This is a genomic window from Micromonospora sp. NPDC047557 (genome assembly GCF_043205095.1).
Classification (GTDB): Bacteria; Actinomycetota; Actinomycetes; order Mycobacteriales; family Micromonosporaceae; genus Micromonospora.
In genome coordinates this window covers 24,379-43,166 of record NZ_JBIDDK010000021.1, presented here as the reverse complement: position 1 = coordinate 43,166, position 18,788 = coordinate 24,379, and the positions used below count along the sequence as shown (strand labels likewise).

Here is an 18,788-nt window from a genome sequence, read left to right as displayed (position 1 = left end):
CGCCGATCCCTCCGGCGACAGGAGCAGCCGATGATCGTCCACGCCGCGTCGGGCGACACCTGGGGCATCCCCGGCCCGACCTTCCTCCGGCTCTACCTCGTGGCGGCCGCCGTCGTGGTCGCCCTCGCGGTGCTGCACCGGGTCCGCCTCGCCACCGAAGGCGGGCACGCCGCCGCCGACCCGCTCAGCCCGCAACAGGTCGCGTACCTCAACGGTGGGCCCGCGCTCGCCGTGCACGCCGCGCTCGGCGGGCTGCGCGGCAGCGGGGCGATCGGCGTACGGCCGGACCGCCGGCTGACCACCGTCGGGGCGGCGCCGACCGGGCTCACCCCGTTGGACAGCGCCATCCACTGGGCGGCCCACCAGCACTTGCGTGTCCGGGACCTGGGCCAGGACGAACGGGTGGTCACCGCGCTCGACCAGCTCCGTACCGGCCTCGAAGAGCGTGGCCTGCTCGTGAGCCCGACGCGACGCGCCACCGCACGACGGTGGGCGCGCCTCCTCGCCGCGCTGCTGGTGCTCGGCGTGGTGCGGCTGTTCGCCGGCCTGGCCAACGGGAGGCCCGTGGGCTACCTGCTGCTCACCCTGGTCGGGGTGCTGGTGGCGGTACTGCTGCTCTGGCGAGTGCCGCAGACCAGCCGGGCCGGCCGCGCCGCGCTGCGCGACCTGCGGGGGCGGCACACCCACCTGGCCCCCGCCTCGGCCCCCGCGTACGCCACCTACGGCGCGGCGGGCGCGGCTATGGGCGTGGCGCTGTACGGCACCGCGTCCCTCTGGGCGATCGACCCGGGTTTCGCCGAGCAGGCCGAGATCCAGCGCCAGGCCATCGCCAGCAGCGGCTGGTCGTCGGGCACCAGCAGCGGGTCATCGGGCACCGCCGGCAGCTCGTGTGGCGGCGGCAGCTCCTGCGGTGGCGGCGGTGGGGGCGGGTGCGGCGGCGGTGGGTGCGGCGGATGACCGCCCCGTCCGGCGTCGGCATCGGCTGGCGTCCCGAGATCGCCGGTTTCGTGGTCGAGCTGCCCGGGTTGCGCTTCGTCGAGGTGGTGGCCGAGTCGGTGCCGGCGACCGGGCCACTCCCGCCAGGGCTGGCGGAGCTGCGGGAGCGCGGCGTGACAGTCGTACCGCACGGGGTGCGGCTCTCCCTCGGCGGCGCCGAGCCGGTCGACCCGACCCGCGTCGCCCACCTGGCCACGGTGGCGCAGCGGGTCGACGCCCCGCTGGTCAGCGAGCACATCGCCTTCGTACGGGCCGGCGGGCTGGAGGCCGGGCACCTGTTGCCGCTGCCGCGCAGCCGGGAGGCGGTCGACGCGGTCTGCGCCAACGTGGCCCGAGCGCAGGCCGAGCTGCCCGTGCCGATCGCGCTGGAGCCGATCGCCGCCCTGTTCGACTGGCCCGACGACGAGCTGGACGAGGCGGACTTCCTCACCGAGATCCTCGACCGCACCGGCGCGCTGCTTCTGCTGGACATCGCCAACGTGCACGCCAACGCCCGCAACCGGGGCAGCGACCCGCTCGCGCTGCTGGACCGGCTGCCGTTGGACCGGATCGGTTACGTGCACGTGGCCGGCGGGGCCGAGCACGGCGGGTTCTACCACGACACGCACACCGATCCGGTGCCGCCGGAGGTGCTGGAGCTGGTCCGCGCGCTCTGCGCGCGGCAGCGGCCACCGGCGCTGCTGCTGGAACGCGACGGCGGCTACCCACCGGCCGTCGAGCTGCGCGCCGAACTGGACGCCCTGGCGGCCGCCGCCGGCTTCCCGGCCGTGACGTGACGGGCATCGATCCCCGCGCCGGGCTCGCCGCGCGGCAGGCGGAGCTGGTGGCGACGCTGGTCGCCGGAGGTCCGCCGCCGGCGGGGTTCGCGGCCGGGCCGCTGGCCGCCACCCGGGCGGCGCTGCGCCGCAAACGGGCCGGTGAGGTGGCCCGGCACTGGCCGCTGCTCGCCGCCGGCCTGGGCACGGCGTGGCCGGCGACCTTCGCCGACTGGGCCGCCGAGCGCCCCACCGCCGGTTCGCTGCGCGACGGTTGGGACCTGGCCCGGGCGCTGCGGGACCGCGACGCGCTGCCCCCGGCCGGCGCCGAGGAGCTGGCCGTCCGCGAGGCGGGCCTGCGCTATGACGGGCGTGGGGCGCCGCGTCCGCGCCGGCTGCCGGCCGTGGCCCGCGCCGGCGGCGCCGTCGCGGTGCAGATCGCCGGTCGGGTACGCCTGGTGCGCCCCGCCGCGCGTCCGCCCGCCCGCGTTGGCGGGCCCGAGGCGGATGCGGCAGGATCGGCGACATGGATCTCGGACTGACCGACCGGGTGTACGTGCTCACCGGCGCCTCCCGCGGCCTGGGCTACGCGACGGCGCAGTGCCTGGTCGCCGACGGCGCTCGGGTGGTGCTCTCGGCCCGCGACGCCGACGCCGTCGACGCCGCCGCCGAAGCGCTGGGTGGCCCGGACCGGGCGGTCGGCGTCACCGCCGACCTGGCCGACCCGCAGACCCCGGAGCGGCTCGTCGCGGCGGCCCGGAAGCACTTCGGCCGGATCGACGGCGCGCTCATCTCGGTCGGTGGCCCACCCGCCGGTAATGCGGCGTCGATCACCGACGAGCAGTGGCGGCACTCCTTCGAGACCGTCTTCTTGGGCACCGTCCGCGCGGCGCGCACCGTCGCCGCCGCGCTGCCCGACGGGGGCGCGATCGGGCTGGTGCTCTCCACCTCGGCCCGTGGTCCGGTGCCCGGCCTGGGCATCTCCAACGGCCTGCGACCCGGCCTGGTCGGCGTCGCCAAGGACATCGCCGACGACTACGGCCCGCGTGGCGTACGGGTGGTGGGCCTGCTGCCCGGCCGGATCCTGACCGACCGCAACCGGGAGCTGTTCGCCGCCACCGGCGACCCGGAGCGCGCCCGCGCCGAGGCGGAGGCGAGCATCCCGTTGCGACGCCTCGGCGACCCGGCCGAGTTCGGCCGGGTGGCCGCGTTCGTGCTCTCCCCCGCCGCCAGTTACCTGACCGGCCTCACCGTGCCGGTCGACGGCGGCGCGCTGCGCGGCCTGTGACACCCGGCGCTCCGACACCCGGCGGCCGAGCCGGCGCGTCGACGCCCGGCGCTCCGACACCCGGCGGCCGAACCGGAGCGTCGACACCCGTCGGGCGAGCCGGCGCTCCGACACCCGGCGGGGGCGGCCGAGGCGGGGATGTGCCGCCCGCGCTGGGAGGTCGTGCGGGTGCTGGGCATCCACGTCCGACCAGGGCGGATCTGGCCGCCGCCACCGACCGAACCATCCCCGACGTGCTCGCGCCCGAGCTGTCGGTGCTCTTCGTCGGGATCAACCCGGGCCTCTGGTCGGCCGCCACCGGCTGGCACTTCGCCCGGCCTGGCAACCGGTTCTGGCCGGCGCTGCACCTGGGCGGGTTCACTCCCCGGCTGCTGCACCCGAGCGAGCAGGGCGAGTTGCCCTCGGGCTCGGCATCAGCAACATGGCAGCCCGGGCCAGCGCCCGCGCCGACGAGCTGAGCGCCGAGGAGCTGCTGGACGGCGCCGCGATCCTCACCGACAAGGTGACCCGGTACCGGCCGCGCTGGGTGGCCGTGGTCGGGGTGACCGCGTACCGGATCGGCTTTCAGCGGCCGAAGGCCGCCTTCGGGCCGCAGCCGGAGTCGCTGGCGGGGGCGCGGCTGTGGGTGCTGCCCAACCCGAGTGGCCTGAACGCGCACTTCACGCCGGTCACGCTGGGGGCCGCGTTCGCCGAGCTGCGCGAGGCGACCGGCCTGCCGGACCGTCGACCGGACTGACGCCGACTGCCACTGATCAACTCGACTTCATGGAAGTCGGGCTGTCGGCCTGACCGGGACACCCCGGATTCAAGGAACCCGAGTCGATCAACGCTCGGGGGCGTGGGTGTGTTCGTAGCCGAGTAACCCACTCCTGGGCCGCCGCTTCCACTGGTCCCGGCACCATAATCGACAGGTTCGTTCCATCGTGGACTGGGAACGATCGCCACATGGCCGACGACTGCAAGCCTGGGCTGGAGGAGCTGCTCTCCTCGCGGCTGTGGCCTGCGGTCCTCGTCCCACTCGGTGTGCTCGCCGCGCTGGTCGCCGCTGGCGTCTGGCTGGCGCCCACCTTCCCGTTCGTACCGGTCGCTCTTCTGCTCACCACGGTGGTGGTGGCCTGGCGACAGCGGGGCGACGCCCTGTTGGCCGACGAGACCGGACTGTGGATCCGGCGCCGTGGCCGGGTCACTCGCCGCTACCGCTGGGAGGAGATCCGCGAAGCTGGCCTGACGCGGCCGGGCTTCGGTCAGGTCGCCCTGGCTGTCTACCCCAACGGCGGGCCGTGGGACGTGCCCGGCCCCAACAGCGCGGTCATCGTGGGTCGCATCTGGATGCTGCGCAAGCCCGACCGGCAGATCACCGACCGGGTCAACGCGTTGCTGCGCTCGCGGGGCGTGCGCACGATCGACTCGCCGCACCCCCCGATCGGCACCTGACGGGTCAGTTGGCGGCGGCGGGTGGCATCGCCTCGTCGGCGACGTACGTGCCCAGGGGCATGACCACCGGCTCGGGACCGGTCGCGTCCACGAAGGGCCGGGGCGAGTCGGCGACCGCGAACTGGGTGCGGTACAGCTCGGCGTAGAGCCCGCCGACCGCGACCAGCTCGTCGTGGCGCCCCCGCTCGACGATCCGCCCGCCGTCGAGCACGAGGATCTGGTCGGCGTCGCGGACGGTGGAGAGCCGGTGCGCGATCACCAGGGCGGTACGCCCGGCCAGCGCCACCGACAGCGCCCGCTGCACGGCCGCCTCGCTCTCCGAGTCCAGGTGTGCGGTCGCCTCGTCGAGGATCACGATCGACGGGGCCTTGAGCAGCAGCCGGGCGATCGCGATGCGCTGCTTCTCACCGCCGGAGAAACGGTAGCCGCGCTCCCCCACCGTGGTGTCCAGCCCGTCGGGGAGCGACCGGACGAGGTCGGCGACCTGGGCGCCGGCGAGCGCCGCCCAGATCTCGTCGTCGGTGGCGTCCGGCTTGGCGTAGCGCAGGTTCTCGGCGATCGTCTCGTGGAACAGGTGCGAATCCTGGGTGACGACGCCGATCTCGTCGCGCAGGGAGGCGAGCGTGGCGTCGCGCACGTCCACCCCGCCGACCAGCACCTGGCCGTCGGTGACGTCGTAGATGCGGGAGATGAGCATGGACAGCGTCGACTTGCCGGCGCCGGACGGGCCGACGAGGGCGACCATCTGCCCCGGCTCGACGCTGAACGAGACGCCCTTGAGCACCGGCTCGTTGACGGTCCGGTCGAGGGTGGCGACCTCCTCCAGCGATGCGAGGGAGATCTCGGCGGCGCTCGGGTAGCGGAAGCGGACGTCGCGGAAGTCGACGCGACCGTTGCCGCGGGGCACCGGCACCGCGTCGGGCTTCTCGACGATGCCGGGCTCGAGGTCGAGCACCTCGAAGACGCGGTCGAAGGAGACCAGCGCGCTCATCACGTCCACCCGGACGTTGGAGAGCGCGGTGAGCGGCCCGTACAGCCGCGTGAGCAGCAGCGCGAGGGTCACCACGGTGCCCGCGCTGACGCCGCCGGTGACGGCGAGCCACCCGCCGAGGCCGTAGGTGAGCGCCTGCGCCAGCGAGGCGACAAGCAGCATCGCCACGAAGAACGTCCGGGAGTACATGGCCGACTGGATGCCGATGTCACGCACCCGCTCGGCCCGGTCGGCGAACCGGCGGGCCTCGATCTCGGGCTGGCCGAACAGCTTCACCAGCAGCGCGCCGGCCACCCCGAACCGCTCGGTCATGGTCGCGCTCATCTTGGCGTCGAGGTTGTACGCCTCGCGCGTGATGTCGGCCAGCCGCCGCCCGACCCGTCGCGCCGGGATGATGAAGATCGGCAGCAGCACCAGCGAGAGCGCGGTGATCTGCCAGGAGAGGGTGAACATCACCGCGGCGGTGAGGACCAGTTGGATGACGTTGCTGACCACACCGGACAGGGTGGAGGTGAAGGCCCGCTGGGCGCCCAGGACGTCGTTGTTGAGCCGGCTGACCAGGGCGCCGGTCTGGGTGCGGGTGAAGAACTGCAGCGGCATCCGCTGCACGTGGTCGTAGACCCGGGTACGCAGGTCGAGGATGATGCCCTCGCCGATGCGGGCCGAATACCACCTCTGGGCCAGGGACAGCAGCGCGTCGGCGACCGCCAGCCCGGCGATGAACAGGGCCAACTGGACCACGAGTCGGCCGGCCTCGCTGCCACCCCGGTTGATCGCGTTGATGACGTCACCGGCGAGCACCGGCGTGGCCACGCCGATGATGGCGGCCAGCACCACGGTGGCCAGGAAGACGATGATGTCGCGCCGGTAGGGCTGGGCGAAGGCCACGATGCGGCGGGCCACGCCGTGCTTGAGCCGGTGGGTGGAGACCTCGTCGCGGTTACGCATCGACCGGAGCATGCTCCACCCGGCCATGCCACCGCCGGACATCGGGTTGGACACCGCTCACCTCCGGGTCGTCGGGTGGACCGCACACGTCAGGTCAATTCTCCCGACGACTCTGACAACCTCGGTCGTAACCCGGATCTTCCCGTACGGTCCTTACTATTCTCCCCGGCCGGCCAGATCCCGCAGGCGGCGGGTCTGCGCCTCCCGCTCGGCGCGCTGCTGGTCGGCGTGCGACCGCCCCGCCGCGCCGGCGAGCAGGGCCTTGATCTCCACCACCGCGTCGCGGGCCCCGGCCAGCAGGCCCGCGGTCAGGTCACGGACCGCGCCGTCCAGCTCGCCCGGTGGTACGACAAGAGTGGCCAAGCCGATCCGGTCCGCCTCGGCGGCGTCCAGCCGGCGGCCGGTCGCGCAGATCTCCAGCGCCCGGGAATAGCCGACCAGCTCGACGAGGCGCTTCGTGCCGGCCAGGTCGGGCACCAGCCCGAGGGTCACCTCGGCCATCGACAACTTCGCGTCGGCGGCCAGGACCCGCAGGTCACAGGCCAGCGCGAGTTGGAACCCGGCGCCGATCGCGTGCCCCTGCACGGCGGCGACGGAGATGACGTCCGGCCGGTGCAGCCAGGTGAAGCCGGCCTGGAACGCCGCGATCTGGTCGGCGCACTCCTGCTCGGGCAGCGCGGCCAGCTCGGCGAACGACCCCGGGCCTGAGGCGCCAGCAACCGCGAGGTCGAGGCCGGCGGAGAACGCACGCCCCTCGCCACGCACCACCACCACCCGGACGTCGCCGGGCAGGTCGCGGGAGAAGTCGCTCATCGCGCGCCACATCGCCGGCGTCTGGGCGTTGAGCACGTCGGGCCGGCACAACGTCACCGTGGCAACCGGCCCGTCGCAGGTCAGCCGAACCCCGGTCGCCTCGGCGGTCACCGGGCTGCCCGGGGCGCGGCGCTGGTGAACGACGCGAAGGGGCGGGTCACGCCTTCTTGCGGCGCCGGGCACCGCCGCGCTGACGCAGCTGAACCCCGGACTCGGTGAGCACTCGGTGGATGAACCCGTAGGAACGGCCGGTCGAGGCCGCCAGCGCGCGGATGCTCTCCCCCGAGGTGTACCGCTTTACCAGGTCCTTGGCGAGCGTCTGACGCTCGGCTCCGACGATCCGGCGACCCTTCTCAGTGCTGGTGGCTGTGCCAGTGGCTGCCATGCTGTGTCCTCACGTCCCAGACTGTGCGGTTCGGATACGGTCCCACCTATTAGACCGCCTCGGACGATCATGCGCCAGATATCAACTCTTCGCCAACCGACACGCTATGCAATGTCAGCTTCCCGATAGAGTGATCCTCGCGATCGGTCCCGGCACGCCGTCCGGAAGGGCCACCGCCGAGCGGTGACGACTCGGCCCGTACGCTCCCGGGCGTGATCGACCTGCTGGGCACCGCGGCCGGAGCGGCGGTGGTCTTCGCCGCCACCGACGTCGACGACATCGTCATCCTCACGCTGTTCTTCGTGGCCGCCCGCACCACCGGCCGGCCCCGCACCTGGCAGATCGTCGCCGGCCAGTACCTCGGCATCGGCGCCCTCGCGCTGGCCAGCGCGGTGGTCGCCGCCGGCCTGCTGGTCGTGCCGGACCCGTGGACCGGGCTGCTCGGCCTGCTGCCGATCGCGCTGGGCGTCCGCGCGCTGCGCGGCTCGGACGACGACGAGCCGGCCACGGTCGTCAGCGGGACACTCGGCGTGGCCGGGGTGACCATCGCCAACGGCGCCGACAACGTGGCCGTCTACGTACCCGTGTTCCGGGCCCTCGGCCCCGGCGACAGCGCGGTCGTCCTGCTCGTCTTCGTGGCGCTCGTCGGTCTGTGGTGCGCCGGCGCGGCCTGGCTGGGTAGCCACCGCAGGGTGGTCCGGCTGGTGGAGCGCGCCGGCCACTGGCTGGTGCCCGCCATCTTCGTCACCATCGGCGTGGTGATCCTGGTCAGCTCCGGCGTGCTCGGCCGGCTGCTGGACCTGCTCGGCTGAGGCCCGGCCCGGCGGTCAGGCAAGCTCGACCAGTTCGAGGAGGTCGTCGCTCCAGGCGTCCTCGTCGCCGTCGGGCAGCAGGATCGCGCGGTCGGGCTTGAGCGCGAGCACCGCGCCCGGGTCGTGCGTGACCAGCACGATGGCGCCCGGGTAGTTGGCGATGGCGTCGAGCACCTGCTCGCGGCTGACCGGGTCGAGGTTGTTCGTCGGCTCGTCGAGCAGCAGCACGTTGGCGCCGGAGCAGACCAGGGTGGACAGCGCCAGCCGGGTCTTCTCGCCGCCGGAGAGCACCCCGGCCGGCTTGTTCACGTCGTCGCCGGAGAAGAGGAACGCACCGAGGATCTTGCGCAGGTCGGTGTCGGACTGCTCGACGGCGGCGGCCCGCATGTTCTCCAGCACCGTCCGCTCCACGTCCAGCGTCTCGTGCTCCTGGGCGTAGTAGCCCAGCCGCAGCCCGTGCCCCGCGTGCACCTCGCCGGTGTCCGGGGTGAGCAGCCCGCCGAGCATCCGCAGCAGCGTCGTCTTGCCGGCGCCGTTGAGCCCGAGGATGGCCACCCGGGAACCCCGGTCCACCGCGACGTTGACGTCGGTGAAGATCTCCAGCGAGCCGTACGACTTGGACAGGCCGGTCGCGGTGAGCGGCGTCTTGCCGCACGGGGCGGGGCTGGGGAAGCGCACCTTGGCCACCCGGTCGGCGACGCGCACCTCCTCCAGGCCGGAGATCAGCTTCTCGGCGCGGCGGGCCATGTTCTGCGCGGCGACGGTCTTGGTGGCCTTGGCCCGCATCTTGTCGGCCTGCGCCATCAGCGCGCCGGCCTTCTTCTCCGCGTTGGCCCGCTCCCGGCGGCGGCGGCGCTCGTCGGTCTCGCGGGCCTCCAGGTACGCCTTCCAGCCCAGGTTGTAGACGTCGATCACGCTTCGGGTGGCGTCGAGGAACCAGACCTTGTTGACCACCGACTCCAGCAGCGCGCCGTCGTGGGAAATCACGATGAGGCCGCCCTTGTGGTTGGCCAGGAAGCCGCGTAGCCAGGTGATCGAGTCCGCGTCCAGGTGGTTCGTCGGCTCGTCGAGCAGCAGGATGCCGCCGCCGTTCTCGCCGGCGTCGCGGAACAGGATCCGCGCCAGCTCGATGCGCCGGCGCTGACCGCCGGAGAGGGTGCCGATCGTCTGGGCGAGCGCGCGGTCCGGCAGCCCCAGGTTGGCGCAGATCCGGGCGGCCTCGGCCTCGGCGGCGTACCCGCCCAGGGCGGCGAACTGGTCCTCCAGCGCGCCGTAGCGGCGGACCAGCTTGTCGCTGGCGTCCTCGGCGAGCTGGGCCTCGATCTCCTTCATCTGCGCCATCAGCACGTCCAGGCCACGGGCGGAGAGCACCCGGTCGCGGCCGGTGACCTCCAGGTCGCCCGTACGCGGGTCCTGGGGGAGGTAGCCGATGGCGCTGCGCTGGTCGATCTGCCCGCCGTACGGCTGCCCCTCGCCGGCGAGCACCTTCAGGGTGGTGGTCTTGCCGGCGCCGTTGCGGCCGACCAGGCCGATCCGGTCACCGGGCTGCACGCGCAGCGTGGTGTCGGACAGCAGGATCCGGGAGCCGGCGCGCAGCTCCAGGCCGGTGGCAGTGATCATCTCGTGGGACTCGCTCTCGGGGTCTGGAAGGCTGACTCAGGGCACGCGAAAGCGCCGGCGGGCGGTGGGCCCGTCGGCGCGGGGCGGTTCAGCCTTCGCAGCGCGGCACGGGGACAAGTGTACCGGGGCGCGGGTCGAGCAGCCGGGCTGGATTACCAATCAAGATCATCGGGTACCGGAACGCCGTCCGGACCCGGTCCGGCGCTGACGGCGTATCACAGGACATTTCACGCGATCGAGGTCACGATGGAGCTGAACGAGAACGCGCAGGTCGACACCAGTCAGGTAGAGGACATGCGTGGATCCGGCGGAGGTGGCGGGGGCGGAGGCCTCGGGATCCCGATCCCCGGGGGCGGCGGCCGGGGCGGCGGCCTGATCGGCATCATCATCGCCGTCGTGCTGGCGTTGGCCGGTGGCGGTTTCGGGCTCAGCCAGCTCGGCGGCGGAGGCGGCAGCGACCAGCCGGCCGACAACTCCAGCCTGGACGCCGAGTGCTCCACGAGCGCGACCAAGACCGAGGACTGCCGCAACACCCTCTACATCAATTCCATCCAGGCTTACTGGAAGGACGCCATGCCGAAGGCGTTCGGCGACCAGTACCAACCGGTCACCACCCGGTTCTTCAGCAACAGCGTGAACACCGGCTGCGGCCAGGCCGACTCGGGTGTCGGCCCGTTCTACTGCCCGGCGGACAAGCACGTCTACATCGACCTGACCTTCTACGACACCCTCAAGTCCGAGTTCGGCGTCAACGGCGAGTTCCCCCAGCCGTACGTTCTCGCGCACGAGTACGGCCACCACGTGCAGGACCTGCTCGGCACCGAGGCCAAGGCGCAGGACGGCAAGACCGGGCCCACCTCCGGCTCGGTGCGGCTGGAGTTGCAGGCGGACTGCTTCGCGGGCGCCTGGGCCAACCACGCCACCGAGACCAAGTCGAAGAACAACACGGCGATCTTCAAGTCGATCAGCCAGCAGGACATCCAGGACGCGGTGAACACCGCCGGCGCGATCGGCGACGACGCCATTCAGCAGAAGTCCGGCCGGGGCAACGACCCGAGCTCGTACACCCACGGCACCGCCGCCCAGCGACAGAAGTGGTTCGAGCAGGGCTACGAGAGCGGCGACCCGAAGAGCTGCGACACCTTCGGCACCGATCAGCTCTGACAGCTCCACGCGATCGTGGCAGGCCCGCCGAGCAGGCCTGCCACGATCGTCGTTGGGCGGTCAGTCGAGCCGCGACACCTGGTAGTGCCCGATCAACCAGGCGTCCCCGACCTGCCGGACGACCACGCCGAGGTGCACGGTCAGCGCCGGCCGGTCGGTGAAGCCGAACTCGACCTCCAGATAGCCGAGGACCGCGTCGTCGGCGAGACGCCGGGTCTCCCGGATCTCGTACGCGGCGGTCAGGCCCAGCGGCTGCGCGGCGTAGTACGCGGCGACGCCGTCGCGCCCGACGGTGTACGGGTGCAGCCCCTGAAAGATCGCATCCTCGGTGAAGGCCGACGCGACCTGGTCCGGCTCGTGGGCGTCGACCGCCGGCTTCCACCGGTCCAGGGCGGTCCGCAGGATCTCCGCCTCGCTGCTGGCCATGGTCACCTCCCCGGCTGCCGAGGCGGCTGACCCGGGTCGTTCGGATGCGGCGTCAATCCGGTGACCGTCTCCCGCCGCCAGGCGCGCAGCGGCATCGAGGCGAGGACCGCCTCCAACTCGTCCGCGTCGGCGGCTTGGAAGAGCCCCCACGTACGCCACTCCCCCGGCGCCAGCGGCGGCCGCCACAGCCGCAGGAGGCTGCCCTGTGCCACCAGCTCGGCCGAACGCGCCGCCTCACGTGCGCGCATGTCGGCGACCTCGTCCTCGGACGTGCCGTCGGGCACCGTCGTCACCATGTCCACCAGGAACTCCACCCGCCCATCCTCCGGCCGCCGGCCCGGCAGCACGCCAGGAACCCCGATCTGCGTGGCGGTCGTCTCCCCTGCGGCCCGCCGCGTTGGTGCGCCGGAGCGGGCCGGCGGAACGCGCGCCGCCGACGTCACGAAGCGGGGTCGGGTTCCGGGTCGCGCAGCCGGATCCGTACCGCCCGGGCCGCGCTCACCGCCGCGACCAGCACCGCGTGCCGCGGCTCCGGCACGTCGAGCAGCCGCTCGGCCCGCAGCGGCACGAGCGGAGCCAACCGCCGGTCGGCCAGCACGGTGTCCACGGCCCGCCGGTCACCGCCGCCGACGAGGGCCGCGAGCCGCGCCGCCTCCGGCAACAGCAGGCGTACGGCCAGGTCCGCCGCGTCGCCCAGCGCCGCCTTGGCCTGGTTGTCGCGCCGGCGGGCGAACCGGTGCTGCGACCATCCCCCGGCGGCGGTGCGCCCCTGCACGTACCGGGTGTCCACCTTGGAGACCACGAGGTCGGGGCCCTGCGCCACACCGACCGCCACCGCGCCCTTGCGGGCCAGCAGCAGGCCGATCCGGTGCGGTGTGCCGGCGGCGGCGACGAAGGCGGCCACGTCCGCGCCGACCGGAGCGCCCGGTGGGGCGTACAGCTCGGCGGTGGTCCCGTCGGGGGCGGTGAGCAGCAGGCCGTACTCCCGCGCGGTGGTGGTGGGCGGGCCGTGCCGGTCGGCGAAGCCCTCGACCCAGCGCCCGACGCGGGCCGGGTCGACCTCGACCCACCGGCCGCCCCCGGCTGCGGGTCGACTGGTCACGGCCCCGACCGTACGCCACGGCGGCTCCGGTCGGGGCGTCGGGCGGGTGCGGCTCAGCCGGGCAGCAGCGCCGCCACCGCGAGCGCGGCGATGAGCGCGCTGGAGACCAGGCCGGTGACCAGCCGCCCACGCGGCCCGGTCAGCGCCCGGCCGACAATCGTGCCGCCGCCCGCGATGAGCAGCTGCCAACTCGCCGACGCCAGGAACACGCCGGCCACGAAGAGCGCGGCGGTCAGCCCGTTCGCGTCCGCGGTGTCCCGGCGGCCGAGCACCAGCGCGGCGAAGTAGAGCACTGTCGTCGGGTTCAGCAGGGTCAGCCCGAGCACCGCCGCGTACGCCCGCCCGGGAGTGCGCAGGCCCCCACCGGCCGACGGTGCCGGCCGGGCGCGGTGAGTGGTCCACGTGCGCCAGAGTCCGTGCGCGGCGAGCCCCAGCAGGACCACGGCGGCGACCACCCGCAGCGGACCGGCCGCCGGCGCGACGACCCCGGCCAGGCTCGCGCCGCCGAGCGCGGCGACCGCCGCGTACAGCCCGTCGGCCGTCGCCACCGCGAGCGCCGCGGCCGCGCCGACCCGGAACGAGGTACGGGCACTGAGCCCCAGGATGAGGATCGCGATCGCGCCGACCGGGATGGCGACGCCGTACCCGGCCACCAGACCGGCGAGGAACGCGCCGCTCACGACAACGGGCGGCGAATCGAGGCCAACCCGGGCACGGCGCGCTGTCGACGCGCGGCGGTGGCCGCACGGACAGAAACCTGCATCGGGTACGCCTCGATCACAGTCGGCATCCTGCGCGCCGCACCCACGCCCCCGCAACGGAGTTTCCCGCGCCCCGCGCCCCGCGCCCCGCGCCCCGCGCCCCGCGCCCCGCGCCCCGCGCCCCGCGCCCCGCGCCCCGCGCCCCGCGCCCCGCGCCCCGCGCCAAGATCCTCACAACTTCACCGATGTTGCTGCCTCAGACGGGCGGGAGACAGCAACATCGGGGATGTTGCGCGGATCTTGGCGGCGCCGGCCAGCCGCGAGCCATCCGGAGGCGAGCCGCGAACGCCAACGACGATCCGGTCAAGATCGTGCTCGAACCAGGATGTAGTGGCCTCGGTGCGCCGGCGAGGCCACTACATCACTGATCGAGCACGATCTTGGGCCATCAGGGCCCATCAGTGCCGCGCTCCGGGCCACCGGGGGTCGCGGCCGAGGTAGGCCAGCAGGGCGCTGACCTCGTCGGCCTCGGCGCCGGGGTCGAGCGGTGCCGCGTACGCGCATAGGCCCGCGCATCCCACAACGGATCGAGCGCGGCACCCAGAGGGCACCGCGCTCGACGAAGGTGTTACGGAGTCGGGTCAGACGTTGAAGCCCAGGGAACGGAGCTGGTCCCGACCCTCATCGGTGATCTTGTCCGGTCCCCACGGCGGGAGCCACACCCAGTTGATCCGGATGTCGTTGACCAGGCCGCCGCCCGGGCCGGTGGTCAGCGCCTGCCGGGCCTGGTCCTCGATCACGTCGGTCAGCGGGCAGGCCGCCGAGGTGAGCGTCATGTCCAGGGTCGCGACGTTCTCGTCGTCGACGTGCACCCCGTACACCAGGCCCAGGTCGACCACGTTGATACCCAACTCGGGGTCGACGACATCCTTCATCGCCTCTTCGATGTCGGCGATCATCGCCTTGCTGACGCCGCCCGTCGAGGTGGCGGCGTCGCCGGCACCCGGGACCGCAGCGCCGTCGGTCGTCGCGCCGTCGGTCGCAGCGCCGTCGGTCGCAGCGGCGTTGGTCGTCGCGGCCCCGTCGGTCGTCACGGCGTCGGTCTGCGGCGCCGCGGTGGCGTCACCGGCCTCCGGCGTCGCCGCGGTAGCGGTGTTCTCGCTCATGCCGTCCCTCCGGTTCGCTTCGTGATGCCATCCGGCACCACCGTGCTGCTGGAAATCGCTCGCTGACGCTCGCTCACGCCTTCACCTCCGGGCCCACGCCCACGCCGGCGCGTGCCGCGGCGTCCTTGAACGCCATCCACGGCAGCAGCGCGCACTTGACCCGGGCGGGGTAGCGGGCGACGCCCGCGAAGGCCACCCCGTCACCGAGTACGTCCTCGTCCGGTGTGACCTGGCCACGTCCGGACATCAACTCGACGAACGCCTCGTGCACCTCGAATGCTTCCCCGGTGCCCCGACCGCGCAGCAGTTCGTGCAGCACGCTCGCCGACGCCTGGCTGATCGAACAGCCCATGCCGTCGTACGAGATGTCGTGCAGCACGTCGCCGTCGGTGGCCACCCGGACGGTGATCTCGTCGCCGCAGGTCGGGTTGACGTGGTGCGCTTCCGCGACCTGGTCGGCCGCATCGTCGGCGTCGCGCAGGCCACGGCCGTGCGGATGCTTGTAGTGGTCCAGGATGATCTCCTGGTAGAGCTGGTCGAGTTGCACCATCAGTTGAACACCTTCCGCACCTGCTCCAGACCGCCCACCAGGGCGTCGATCTCCTCGGTGGTGGTGTAGAGGTAGAACGAGGCCCGGGTCATCGCCGGGACGCCGAACCGGCTGCACACCGGCTTCGCGCAGTGGTGGCCCACCCGCACCTGCACGCCGAGCGAGTCGAGCACCTGGCCCACGTCGTGCGGGTGCACGTCACCGAGCGCGAACGAGATGGTGCCGCCGCGGCCGATCGGCACGGTCGGGCCGAAGATCCGCAGGTCCGGCACCGTGCCGAGGGCGTCCAGCGCGTACGCCGTCAGCTCCTTCTCATGCCACTGGATGGCCGGCATACCGACGCCGGTCAGGTAGTCCACCGCTGCGCCGAGCGCGACCGCCTCGGCGATCGGCGGGGTGCCCGCCTCGAAGCGGGCAGGCGGCGCGGCGAACGTCGAGCGGGCCATGGTGACCGTCTCGATCATCGAACCGCCGCCGAAGACCGGTGGCATGGCTGCCAGCAGCTCACCCCGGCCCCAGAGCACGCCGATCCCGGTCGGGCCACACATCTTGTGCCCGGTGAAGACGATGTAGTCCGCGTCCAGGTCGACCACGTCGATGGGCAGGTGCGGCACCGACTGCGAGCAGTCCAGCAGCAGCAGCGCACCGACCTCGCGGACCCGCGCGGTGATCCGGGAGGTGGCGTTGACGGTGCCGAGGATGTTGGACGTGTGCACCAGCGAGACGATCTTCGTCCGTTCGGTGACCAGATCCTCCAGGCCCGACTCGTCCAGCCGACCCTGGTCGGTGACTCCGAACCAGCGCAGGGTCGCGCCGGTGCGCTCGCAGAGCAGCTGCCACGGGACGATGTTCGAGTGGTGCTCCATCTCGGAGATCACCACCTCGTCGCCGGGGCCGAGCCGGAACCGGGGGTCACCGTCCGGGCGCAGCGAGGCGTTCGAGAAGGCGTACGCCACGATGTTGATCGCCTCGGTGGAGTTCTTGGTGAACACCACCTCGTCGACGCTCGGCGCGTGAAGGAACGCGGCGATCTTGGCCCGCGCCCCCTCGTACGCCTCGGTGGCCTCGGTGCCCAGGGTGTGCACCGAGCGCGACACGTTGGCGTTGTGCCGTGCGTAGTGCTCGTCGAGCACGTCGAGCACCTGACGGGGTTTGTGCGAGGTGTTGGCGCTGTCGAGGTAGACCAGCGGGTGGCCGTTGATCTCCCGATCGAGGATCGGGAAGTCGGCGCGTACCCGGGCCACGTCGAAACGCGGCACGTCGTCGTACTGCGGCATCCCCTCAGGGATCGCGATGCTGGTCATCTCGGCAGCGCCTTCCCCACTCAGGCCTTGGCCGTGCCGGCCCCGGCGGCGTACCGCTCGTAGCCCTCGGCTTCGAGCTTGTCGGCCAGCTCCGGGCCGCCCTGCTCGACGATCCGGCCGGCCACGAAGACGTGCACGAAGTCCGGCTTGATGTAGCGCAGGATCCGCGTGTAGTGGGTGATCAGCAGCACGCCGGTGTCACCGGTGTCGCGGACCCGGTTGACGCCCTCGCTGACCACGCGCAGCGCGTCCACGTCGAGGCCGGAGTCGGTCTCGTCGAGGATCGCGATCTTCGGCTTGAGCAGCTCCAGCTGGACGATCTCGTGGCGCTTCTTCTCACCACCGGAGAAGCCCTCGTTGACGTTGCGCTGGGCGAACGCCGGGTCCATCTGCAGGCGCTCCATCGCGCCGCGCAGCTCGCCGCCCCAGGTGCGCAGCTTCGGCGCCTCGCCGTCGATGGCGGTCTTGGCGGTACGCAGGAAGTTGGCCACCGAGACGCCGGGCACCTCGACCGGGTACTGCATGGCCAGGAAGAGGCCGGCGCGGGCGCGCTCGTCGACGGTCATGGCCAGCACGTCCTCGCCGTCGAGGGTCACCGAGCCGCCGGTGATCTCGTACTTCGGGTGGCCGGCGATCGAGTACGCCAGGGTGGACTTGCCGGACCCGTTCGGGCCCATGATCGCGTGGGTCTCGCCCGACTTCACGGTCAGGTCGACGCCGGCCAGGATCGGCTTGAGCTCACCCTCGGGCAGCTTGACCGACACCTTCAGGTCGCGGATCTCCAGGGTGCTCATTATCGGGTCACTCCATTACTCGGCGTCAGGCTGAGGTAGATGTCGCCGTCGCGGACTTCGACGGGGTAGACGGGGACGGGTTCGGTGGCGGGCAGGCCGGTCGGCGCGCCGGTGCGCAGGTCGAAGCGCGAGCCGTGCAGCCAGCACTCCAGCGTGCAGCCGTCGACCTCACCCTCGGAGAGGGCGACCGCGGCGTGCGAGCACTCGTCGTAGGCGGCGTAGAACTCGCCGTCCTCGCCGTGCACCAGGGCGATCGGGGTGCCGTCGACGTCCGCGCTGATCGCGGTGCCCTTCGGCACGTCCTCGGTGGAGCAGATCCGGATCATCAGGCGCCCGCCTTGGCCAGCCGGGCCTCGATCGCGTCGCCCAGGCGCTCGCGCAGCTCCTCGACCGGAATCTTGTTGATCAGCTCGGCGAAGAAGCCGCGCACCACCAGGCGACGGGCCTCACCCTCCGGGATGCCCCGGGCCATCAGGTAGAACAACTGCTCGTCGTCGAAGCGGCCGGTCGCGCTGGCGTGGCCGGCGCCGGCGATCTCGCCGGTCTCGATCTCCAGATTGGGTACGGAGTCCGCCCGCGCGCCGTCCGTGAGCAGCAGGTTCCGGTTGATCTCGTACGTGTCGGTGCCGGTCGCCTCGGCCCGGATCAGCACGTCGCCCACCCAGACGGTGTGCGCGTCCGCGCCCTGCAGGGCACCCCGGTAGCCGACGTAGCTGCGGCAGTCCGGCACGGAGTGGTCGACCAGCTGGCGGTGCTCCAGGTGCTGGCCGCCGTCGGCGAAGTAGACCCCGTACAGCTCGGCCTCGCCGCCCCGGCCGGTGTACTCCACGCTGGTGAACTGGCGCACCAGGTCACCGCCCAGGCTCACCTGCACGTGCGTCACCCGGGCGTCCCGGCCGAGCTTGAACTTGAGGTGCTGCGCCTGCACCGCGTCCGGCGCCCAGTCGGCCACGGTCACCAGCGTCAGCTTGGCCCCGTCGCCCACCGACACCTCGACGTTGTCGGCCAGGGTCGCCGAGCCGACGTGCTCCAGCACCAGCGTCAGCTCCGCGAAGCGGCCCACCTCGACGAAGGTGTGCCCGAAGGCCAGACCCTCGCCGCCGTCGCCGACCACCCGCACGCTCACCGGAGAGCCCACCACGACATCACTCGCCACCGAGAGCAGCAGCGCCTGCCCGGCGGCGCCGTACGCGAGCGCGCTGACCCGGTCGACCGGGGTGAGCACGCTGCCCACCCGCGGGTCGTCGGTGCCGATGCGCTCGACGGCCACACCCTCGGGCAGGTCGCCGTACTCGTGCCGGACCGTGCCGGCGCCGGCCTGCGCGTCGCCACTGAGGCCGCGGAGCCGCTTGAGCGGGGTGAAACGCCACTCCTCCTCCAGGCCGGTGAGGGCCGGGAAGTCGGCGACGTCGTACGAGCGCAGCGCCTGCGACTTGGTGCTGGGCGGCGCGGAAGCCTGGGTAGTCATGTCTTCCTTGGTCTGTCATGGATCGGAGGGTCAAAGCGGGCTGGACCGGACCCGGCGTACCGGGTCCGGGC

At 72.9% G+C, this 18,788-nt stretch carries 21 protein-coding genes and 1 pseudogene; 8 read left to right on the top strand and 14 right to left on the bottom strand.

The genetic code is table 11. The annotated features are described in order from the left end of the window. Window positions 1-30 precede the first annotated feature (30 nt). The 6 genes and pseudogenes from ACGGAQ_RS30935 to ACGGAQ_RS30910 all read left to right on the top strand — a co-directional run bounded on the left by ACGGAQ_RS30935 (window position 31) and on the right by ACGGAQ_RS30910 (window position 4,473). Window positions 31-957 (top strand): TIGR04222 domain-containing membrane protein, encoded by a 927-nt coding sequence (locus ACGGAQ_RS30935; protein ID WP_393055279.1) that lies wholly within the window; start codon window positions 31-33, stop codon window positions 955-957. Further along, on the top strand, window positions 954-1,772 hold the full coding sequence (locus tag ACGGAQ_RS30930) for a DUF692 domain-containing protein (RefSeq protein ID WP_393055277.1): 819 nt from the start codon (window positions 954-956) through the stop codon (window positions 1,770-1,772). Before ACGGAQ_RS30935 ends, ACGGAQ_RS30930 begins: the two co-directional genes overlap by 4 nt. Then, the gene (locus tag ACGGAQ_RS30925; RefSeq protein WP_393055275.1) at window positions 1,769-2,293 is read left to right on the top strand and encodes a hypothetical protein; all 525 of its coding nucleotides are present in this window, start codon (window positions 1,769-1,771) and stop codon (window positions 2,291-2,293) included. Before ACGGAQ_RS30930 ends, ACGGAQ_RS30925 begins: the two co-directional genes overlap by 4 nt. Further along, window positions 2,278-3,039, top strand: a complete 762-nt coding sequence (locus ACGGAQ_RS30920; protein WP_354861737.1) for an SDR family oxidoreductase — start codon at window positions 2,278-2,280, stop codon at window positions 3,037-3,039. Before ACGGAQ_RS30925 ends, ACGGAQ_RS30920 begins: the two co-directional genes overlap by 16 nt. Before the next feature lie 140 nt (window positions 3,040-3,179). Then, window positions 3,180-3,775, top strand: a pseudogene (gene mug, locus ACGGAQ_RS30915) (G/U mismatch-specific DNA glycosylase). Between the two features lie 209 nt (window positions 3,776-3,984). After that, window positions 3,985-4,473: a hypothetical protein gene (locus ACGGAQ_RS30910; RefSeq protein WP_393055273.1), complete on the top strand. Its 489-nt coding sequence runs from the start codon at window positions 3,985-3,987 to the stop codon at window positions 4,471-4,473. A gap of 4 nt (window positions 4,474-4,477) precedes the next feature. Here the strand turns inward: ACGGAQ_RS30910 and ACGGAQ_RS30905 are convergent, their stop codons facing one another. The 3 genes from ACGGAQ_RS30905 to ACGGAQ_RS30895 form a co-directional block, all read right to left on the bottom strand. Further along, window positions 4,478-6,454, bottom strand: coding sequence for an ABC transporter ATP-binding protein (locus ACGGAQ_RS30905; RefSeq protein WP_393055311.1), 1,977 nt, complete (start codon window positions 6,452-6,454; stop codon window positions 4,478-4,480). Between the two features lie 114 nt (window positions 6,455-6,568). Continuing rightward, window positions 6,569-7,336 (bottom strand): enoyl-CoA hydratase/isomerase family protein, encoded by a 768-nt coding sequence (locus ACGGAQ_RS30900; RefSeq protein WP_393055272.1) that lies wholly within the window; start codon window positions 7,334-7,336, stop codon window positions 6,569-6,571. Window positions 7,337-7,382: 46 nt separating this feature from the next. Continuing rightward, complete coding sequence (locus ACGGAQ_RS30895; RefSeq protein ID WP_007462679.1) at window positions 7,383-7,610, bottom strand: helix-turn-helix domain-containing protein; 228 nt, start codon at window positions 7,608-7,610, stop codon at window positions 7,383-7,385. A gap of 212 nt (window positions 7,611-7,822) precedes the next feature. Here ACGGAQ_RS30895 and ACGGAQ_RS30890 point away from each other — a divergent pair, with 212 nt between their 5' ends. Then, window positions 7,823-8,422 carry a cadmium resistance transporter gene (locus tag ACGGAQ_RS30890; RefSeq protein ID WP_393055270.1) on the top strand — a complete coding sequence of 200 codons (600 nt, stop codon included), beginning with the start codon at window positions 7,823-7,825 and terminating at the stop codon, window positions 8,420-8,422. Between the two features lie 15 nt (window positions 8,423-8,437). On the opposite strand, the gene ACGGAQ_RS30885 is transcribed toward ACGGAQ_RS30890, so the two are convergent. Beyond that, the gene (locus ACGGAQ_RS30885; protein ID WP_354861729.1) at window positions 8,438-10,042 is read right to left on the bottom strand and encodes an ABC-F family ATP-binding cassette domain-containing protein; all 1,605 of its coding nucleotides are present in this window, start codon (window positions 10,040-10,042) and stop codon (window positions 8,438-8,440) included. A 246-nt stretch (window positions 10,043-10,288) separates the two neighbouring features. On the opposite strand from ACGGAQ_RS30885, the gene ACGGAQ_RS30880 reads away from it, so the two are divergent. Continuing rightward, on the top strand, window positions 10,289-11,206 hold the full coding sequence (locus tag ACGGAQ_RS30880; RefSeq protein ID WP_393055268.1) for a neutral zinc metallopeptidase: 918 nt from the start codon (window positions 10,289-10,291) through the stop codon (window positions 11,204-11,206). 60 nt (window positions 11,207-11,266) lie between these two features. Here the strand turns inward: ACGGAQ_RS30880 and ACGGAQ_RS30875 are convergent, their stop codons facing one another. The 10 genes from ACGGAQ_RS30875 to sufD form a co-directional block, all read right to left on the bottom strand. After that, window positions 11,267-11,632, bottom strand: a complete 366-nt coding sequence (locus ACGGAQ_RS30875) for a YybH family protein (protein ID WP_393055266.1) — start codon at window positions 11,630-11,632, stop codon at window positions 11,267-11,269. Window positions 11,633-11,634: 2 nt separating this feature from the next. After that, window positions 11,635-11,946, bottom strand: coding sequence for a muconolactone Delta-isomerase family protein (locus tag ACGGAQ_RS30870; RefSeq protein ID WP_393055264.1), 312 nt, complete (start codon window positions 11,944-11,946; stop codon window positions 11,635-11,637). Window positions 11,947-12,071: 125 nt separating this feature from the next. Continuing rightward, complete coding sequence (locus ACGGAQ_RS30865) at window positions 12,072-12,734, bottom strand: acVLRF1 family peptidyl-tRNA hydrolase (RefSeq protein ID WP_393055262.1); 663 nt, start codon at window positions 12,732-12,734, stop codon at window positions 12,072-12,074. Between the two features lie 53 nt (window positions 12,735-12,787). After that, window positions 12,788-13,414 carry a LysE family transporter gene (locus ACGGAQ_RS30860; RefSeq protein WP_393055260.1) on the bottom strand — a complete coding sequence of 209 codons (627 nt, stop codon included), beginning with the start codon at window positions 13,412-13,414 and terminating at the stop codon, window positions 12,788-12,790. Window positions 13,415-14,076: 662 nt separating this feature from the next. Further along, on the bottom strand, window positions 14,077-14,601 hold the full coding sequence (locus ACGGAQ_RS30855) for a metal-sulfur cluster assembly factor (RefSeq protein WP_393055258.1): 525 nt from the start codon (window positions 14,599-14,601) through the stop codon (window positions 14,077-14,079). Between the two features lie 73 nt (window positions 14,602-14,674). Next, window positions 14,675-15,148: a Fe-S cluster assembly sulfur transfer protein SufU gene (gene sufU / locus ACGGAQ_RS30850; protein WP_355067651.1), complete on the bottom strand. Its 474-nt coding sequence runs from the start codon at window positions 15,146-15,148 to the stop codon at window positions 14,675-14,677. Between the two features lie 2 nt (window positions 15,149-15,150). Further along, complete coding sequence (locus ACGGAQ_RS30845; protein ID WP_393055256.1) at window positions 15,151-16,455, bottom strand: cysteine desulfurase; 1,305 nt, start codon at window positions 16,453-16,455, stop codon at window positions 15,151-15,153. Window positions 16,456-16,475: 20 nt separating this feature from the next. Continuing rightward, a complete protein-coding gene (sufC, locus tag ACGGAQ_RS30840) occupies window positions 16,476-17,249 on the bottom strand; it encodes a Fe-S cluster assembly ATPase SufC (RefSeq protein WP_151489655.1) in 774 nt (257 codons plus the stop codon). Next, on the bottom strand, window positions 17,249-17,575 hold the full coding sequence (locus tag ACGGAQ_RS30835) for a non-heme iron oxygenase ferredoxin subunit (protein WP_234588432.1): 327 nt from the start codon (window positions 17,573-17,575) through the stop codon (window positions 17,249-17,251). Before ACGGAQ_RS30835 ends, sufC begins: the two co-directional genes overlap by 1 nt. Further along, on the bottom strand, window positions 17,575-18,717 hold the full coding sequence (gene sufD, locus ACGGAQ_RS30830; protein WP_393055254.1) for a Fe-S cluster assembly protein SufD: 1,143 nt from the start codon (window positions 18,715-18,717) through the stop codon (window positions 17,575-17,577). Before sufD ends, ACGGAQ_RS30835 begins: the two co-directional genes overlap by 1 nt. Window positions 18,718-18,788: the final 71 nt, after the last annotated feature.

Coding starts and splice junctions, on each gene's coding strand:
- ACGGAQ_RS30935 (WP_393055279.1), top strand. CDS start 31: ATGATCGTCCACGCCGCGTCGGGCGACACCTGGGGCATCCCCGGCCCG.
- ACGGAQ_RS30930 (WP_393055277.1), top strand. CDS start 954: ATGACCGCCCCGTCCGGCGTCGGCATCGGCTGGCGTCCCGAGATCGCC.
- ACGGAQ_RS30920 (WP_354861737.1), top strand. CDS start 2,278: ATGGATCTCGGACTGACCGACCGGGTGTACGTGCTCACCGGCGCCTCC.
- ACGGAQ_RS30910 (WP_393055273.1), top strand. CDS start 3,985: ATGGCCGACGACTGCAAGCCTGGGCTGGAGGAGCTGCTCTCCTCGCGG.
- ACGGAQ_RS30905 (WP_393055311.1), bottom strand. CDS start 6,454: ATGTCCGGCGGTGGCATGGCCGGGTGGAGCATGCTCCGGTCGATGCGT.
- ACGGAQ_RS30895 (WP_007462679.1), bottom strand. CDS start 7,610: ATGGCAGCCACTGGCACAGCCACCAGCACTGAGAAGGGTCGCCGGATC.
- ACGGAQ_RS30885 (WP_354861729.1), bottom strand. CDS start 10,042: ATGATCACTGCCACCGGCCTGGAGCTGCGCGCCGGCTCCCGGATCCTG.
- ACGGAQ_RS30880 (WP_393055268.1), top strand. CDS start 10,289: ATGGAGCTGAACGAGAACGCGCAGGTCGACACCAGTCAGGTAGAGGAC.
- ACGGAQ_RS30875 (WP_393055266.1), bottom strand. CDS start 11,632: ATGGCCAGCAGCGAGGCGGAGATCCTGCGGACCGCCCTGGACCGGTGG.
- ACGGAQ_RS30855 (WP_393055258.1), bottom strand. CDS start 14,601: ATGAGCGAGAACACCGCTACCGCGGCGACGCCGGAGGCCGGTGACGCC.
- ACGGAQ_RS30845 (WP_393055256.1), bottom strand. CDS start 16,455: ATGACCAGCATCGCGATCCCTGAGGGGATGCCGCAGTACGACGACGTG.
- sufC (WP_151489655.1), bottom strand. CDS start 17,249: ATGAGCACCCTGGAGATCCGCGACCTGAAGGTGTCGGTCAAGCTGCCC.
- ACGGAQ_RS30835 (WP_234588432.1), bottom strand. CDS start 17,575: ATGATCCGGATCTGCTCCACCGAGGACGTGCCGAAGGGCACCGCGATC.
- sufD (WP_393055254.1), bottom strand. CDS start 18,717: ATGACTACCCAGGCTTCCGCGCCGCCCAGCACCAAGTCGCAGGCGCTG.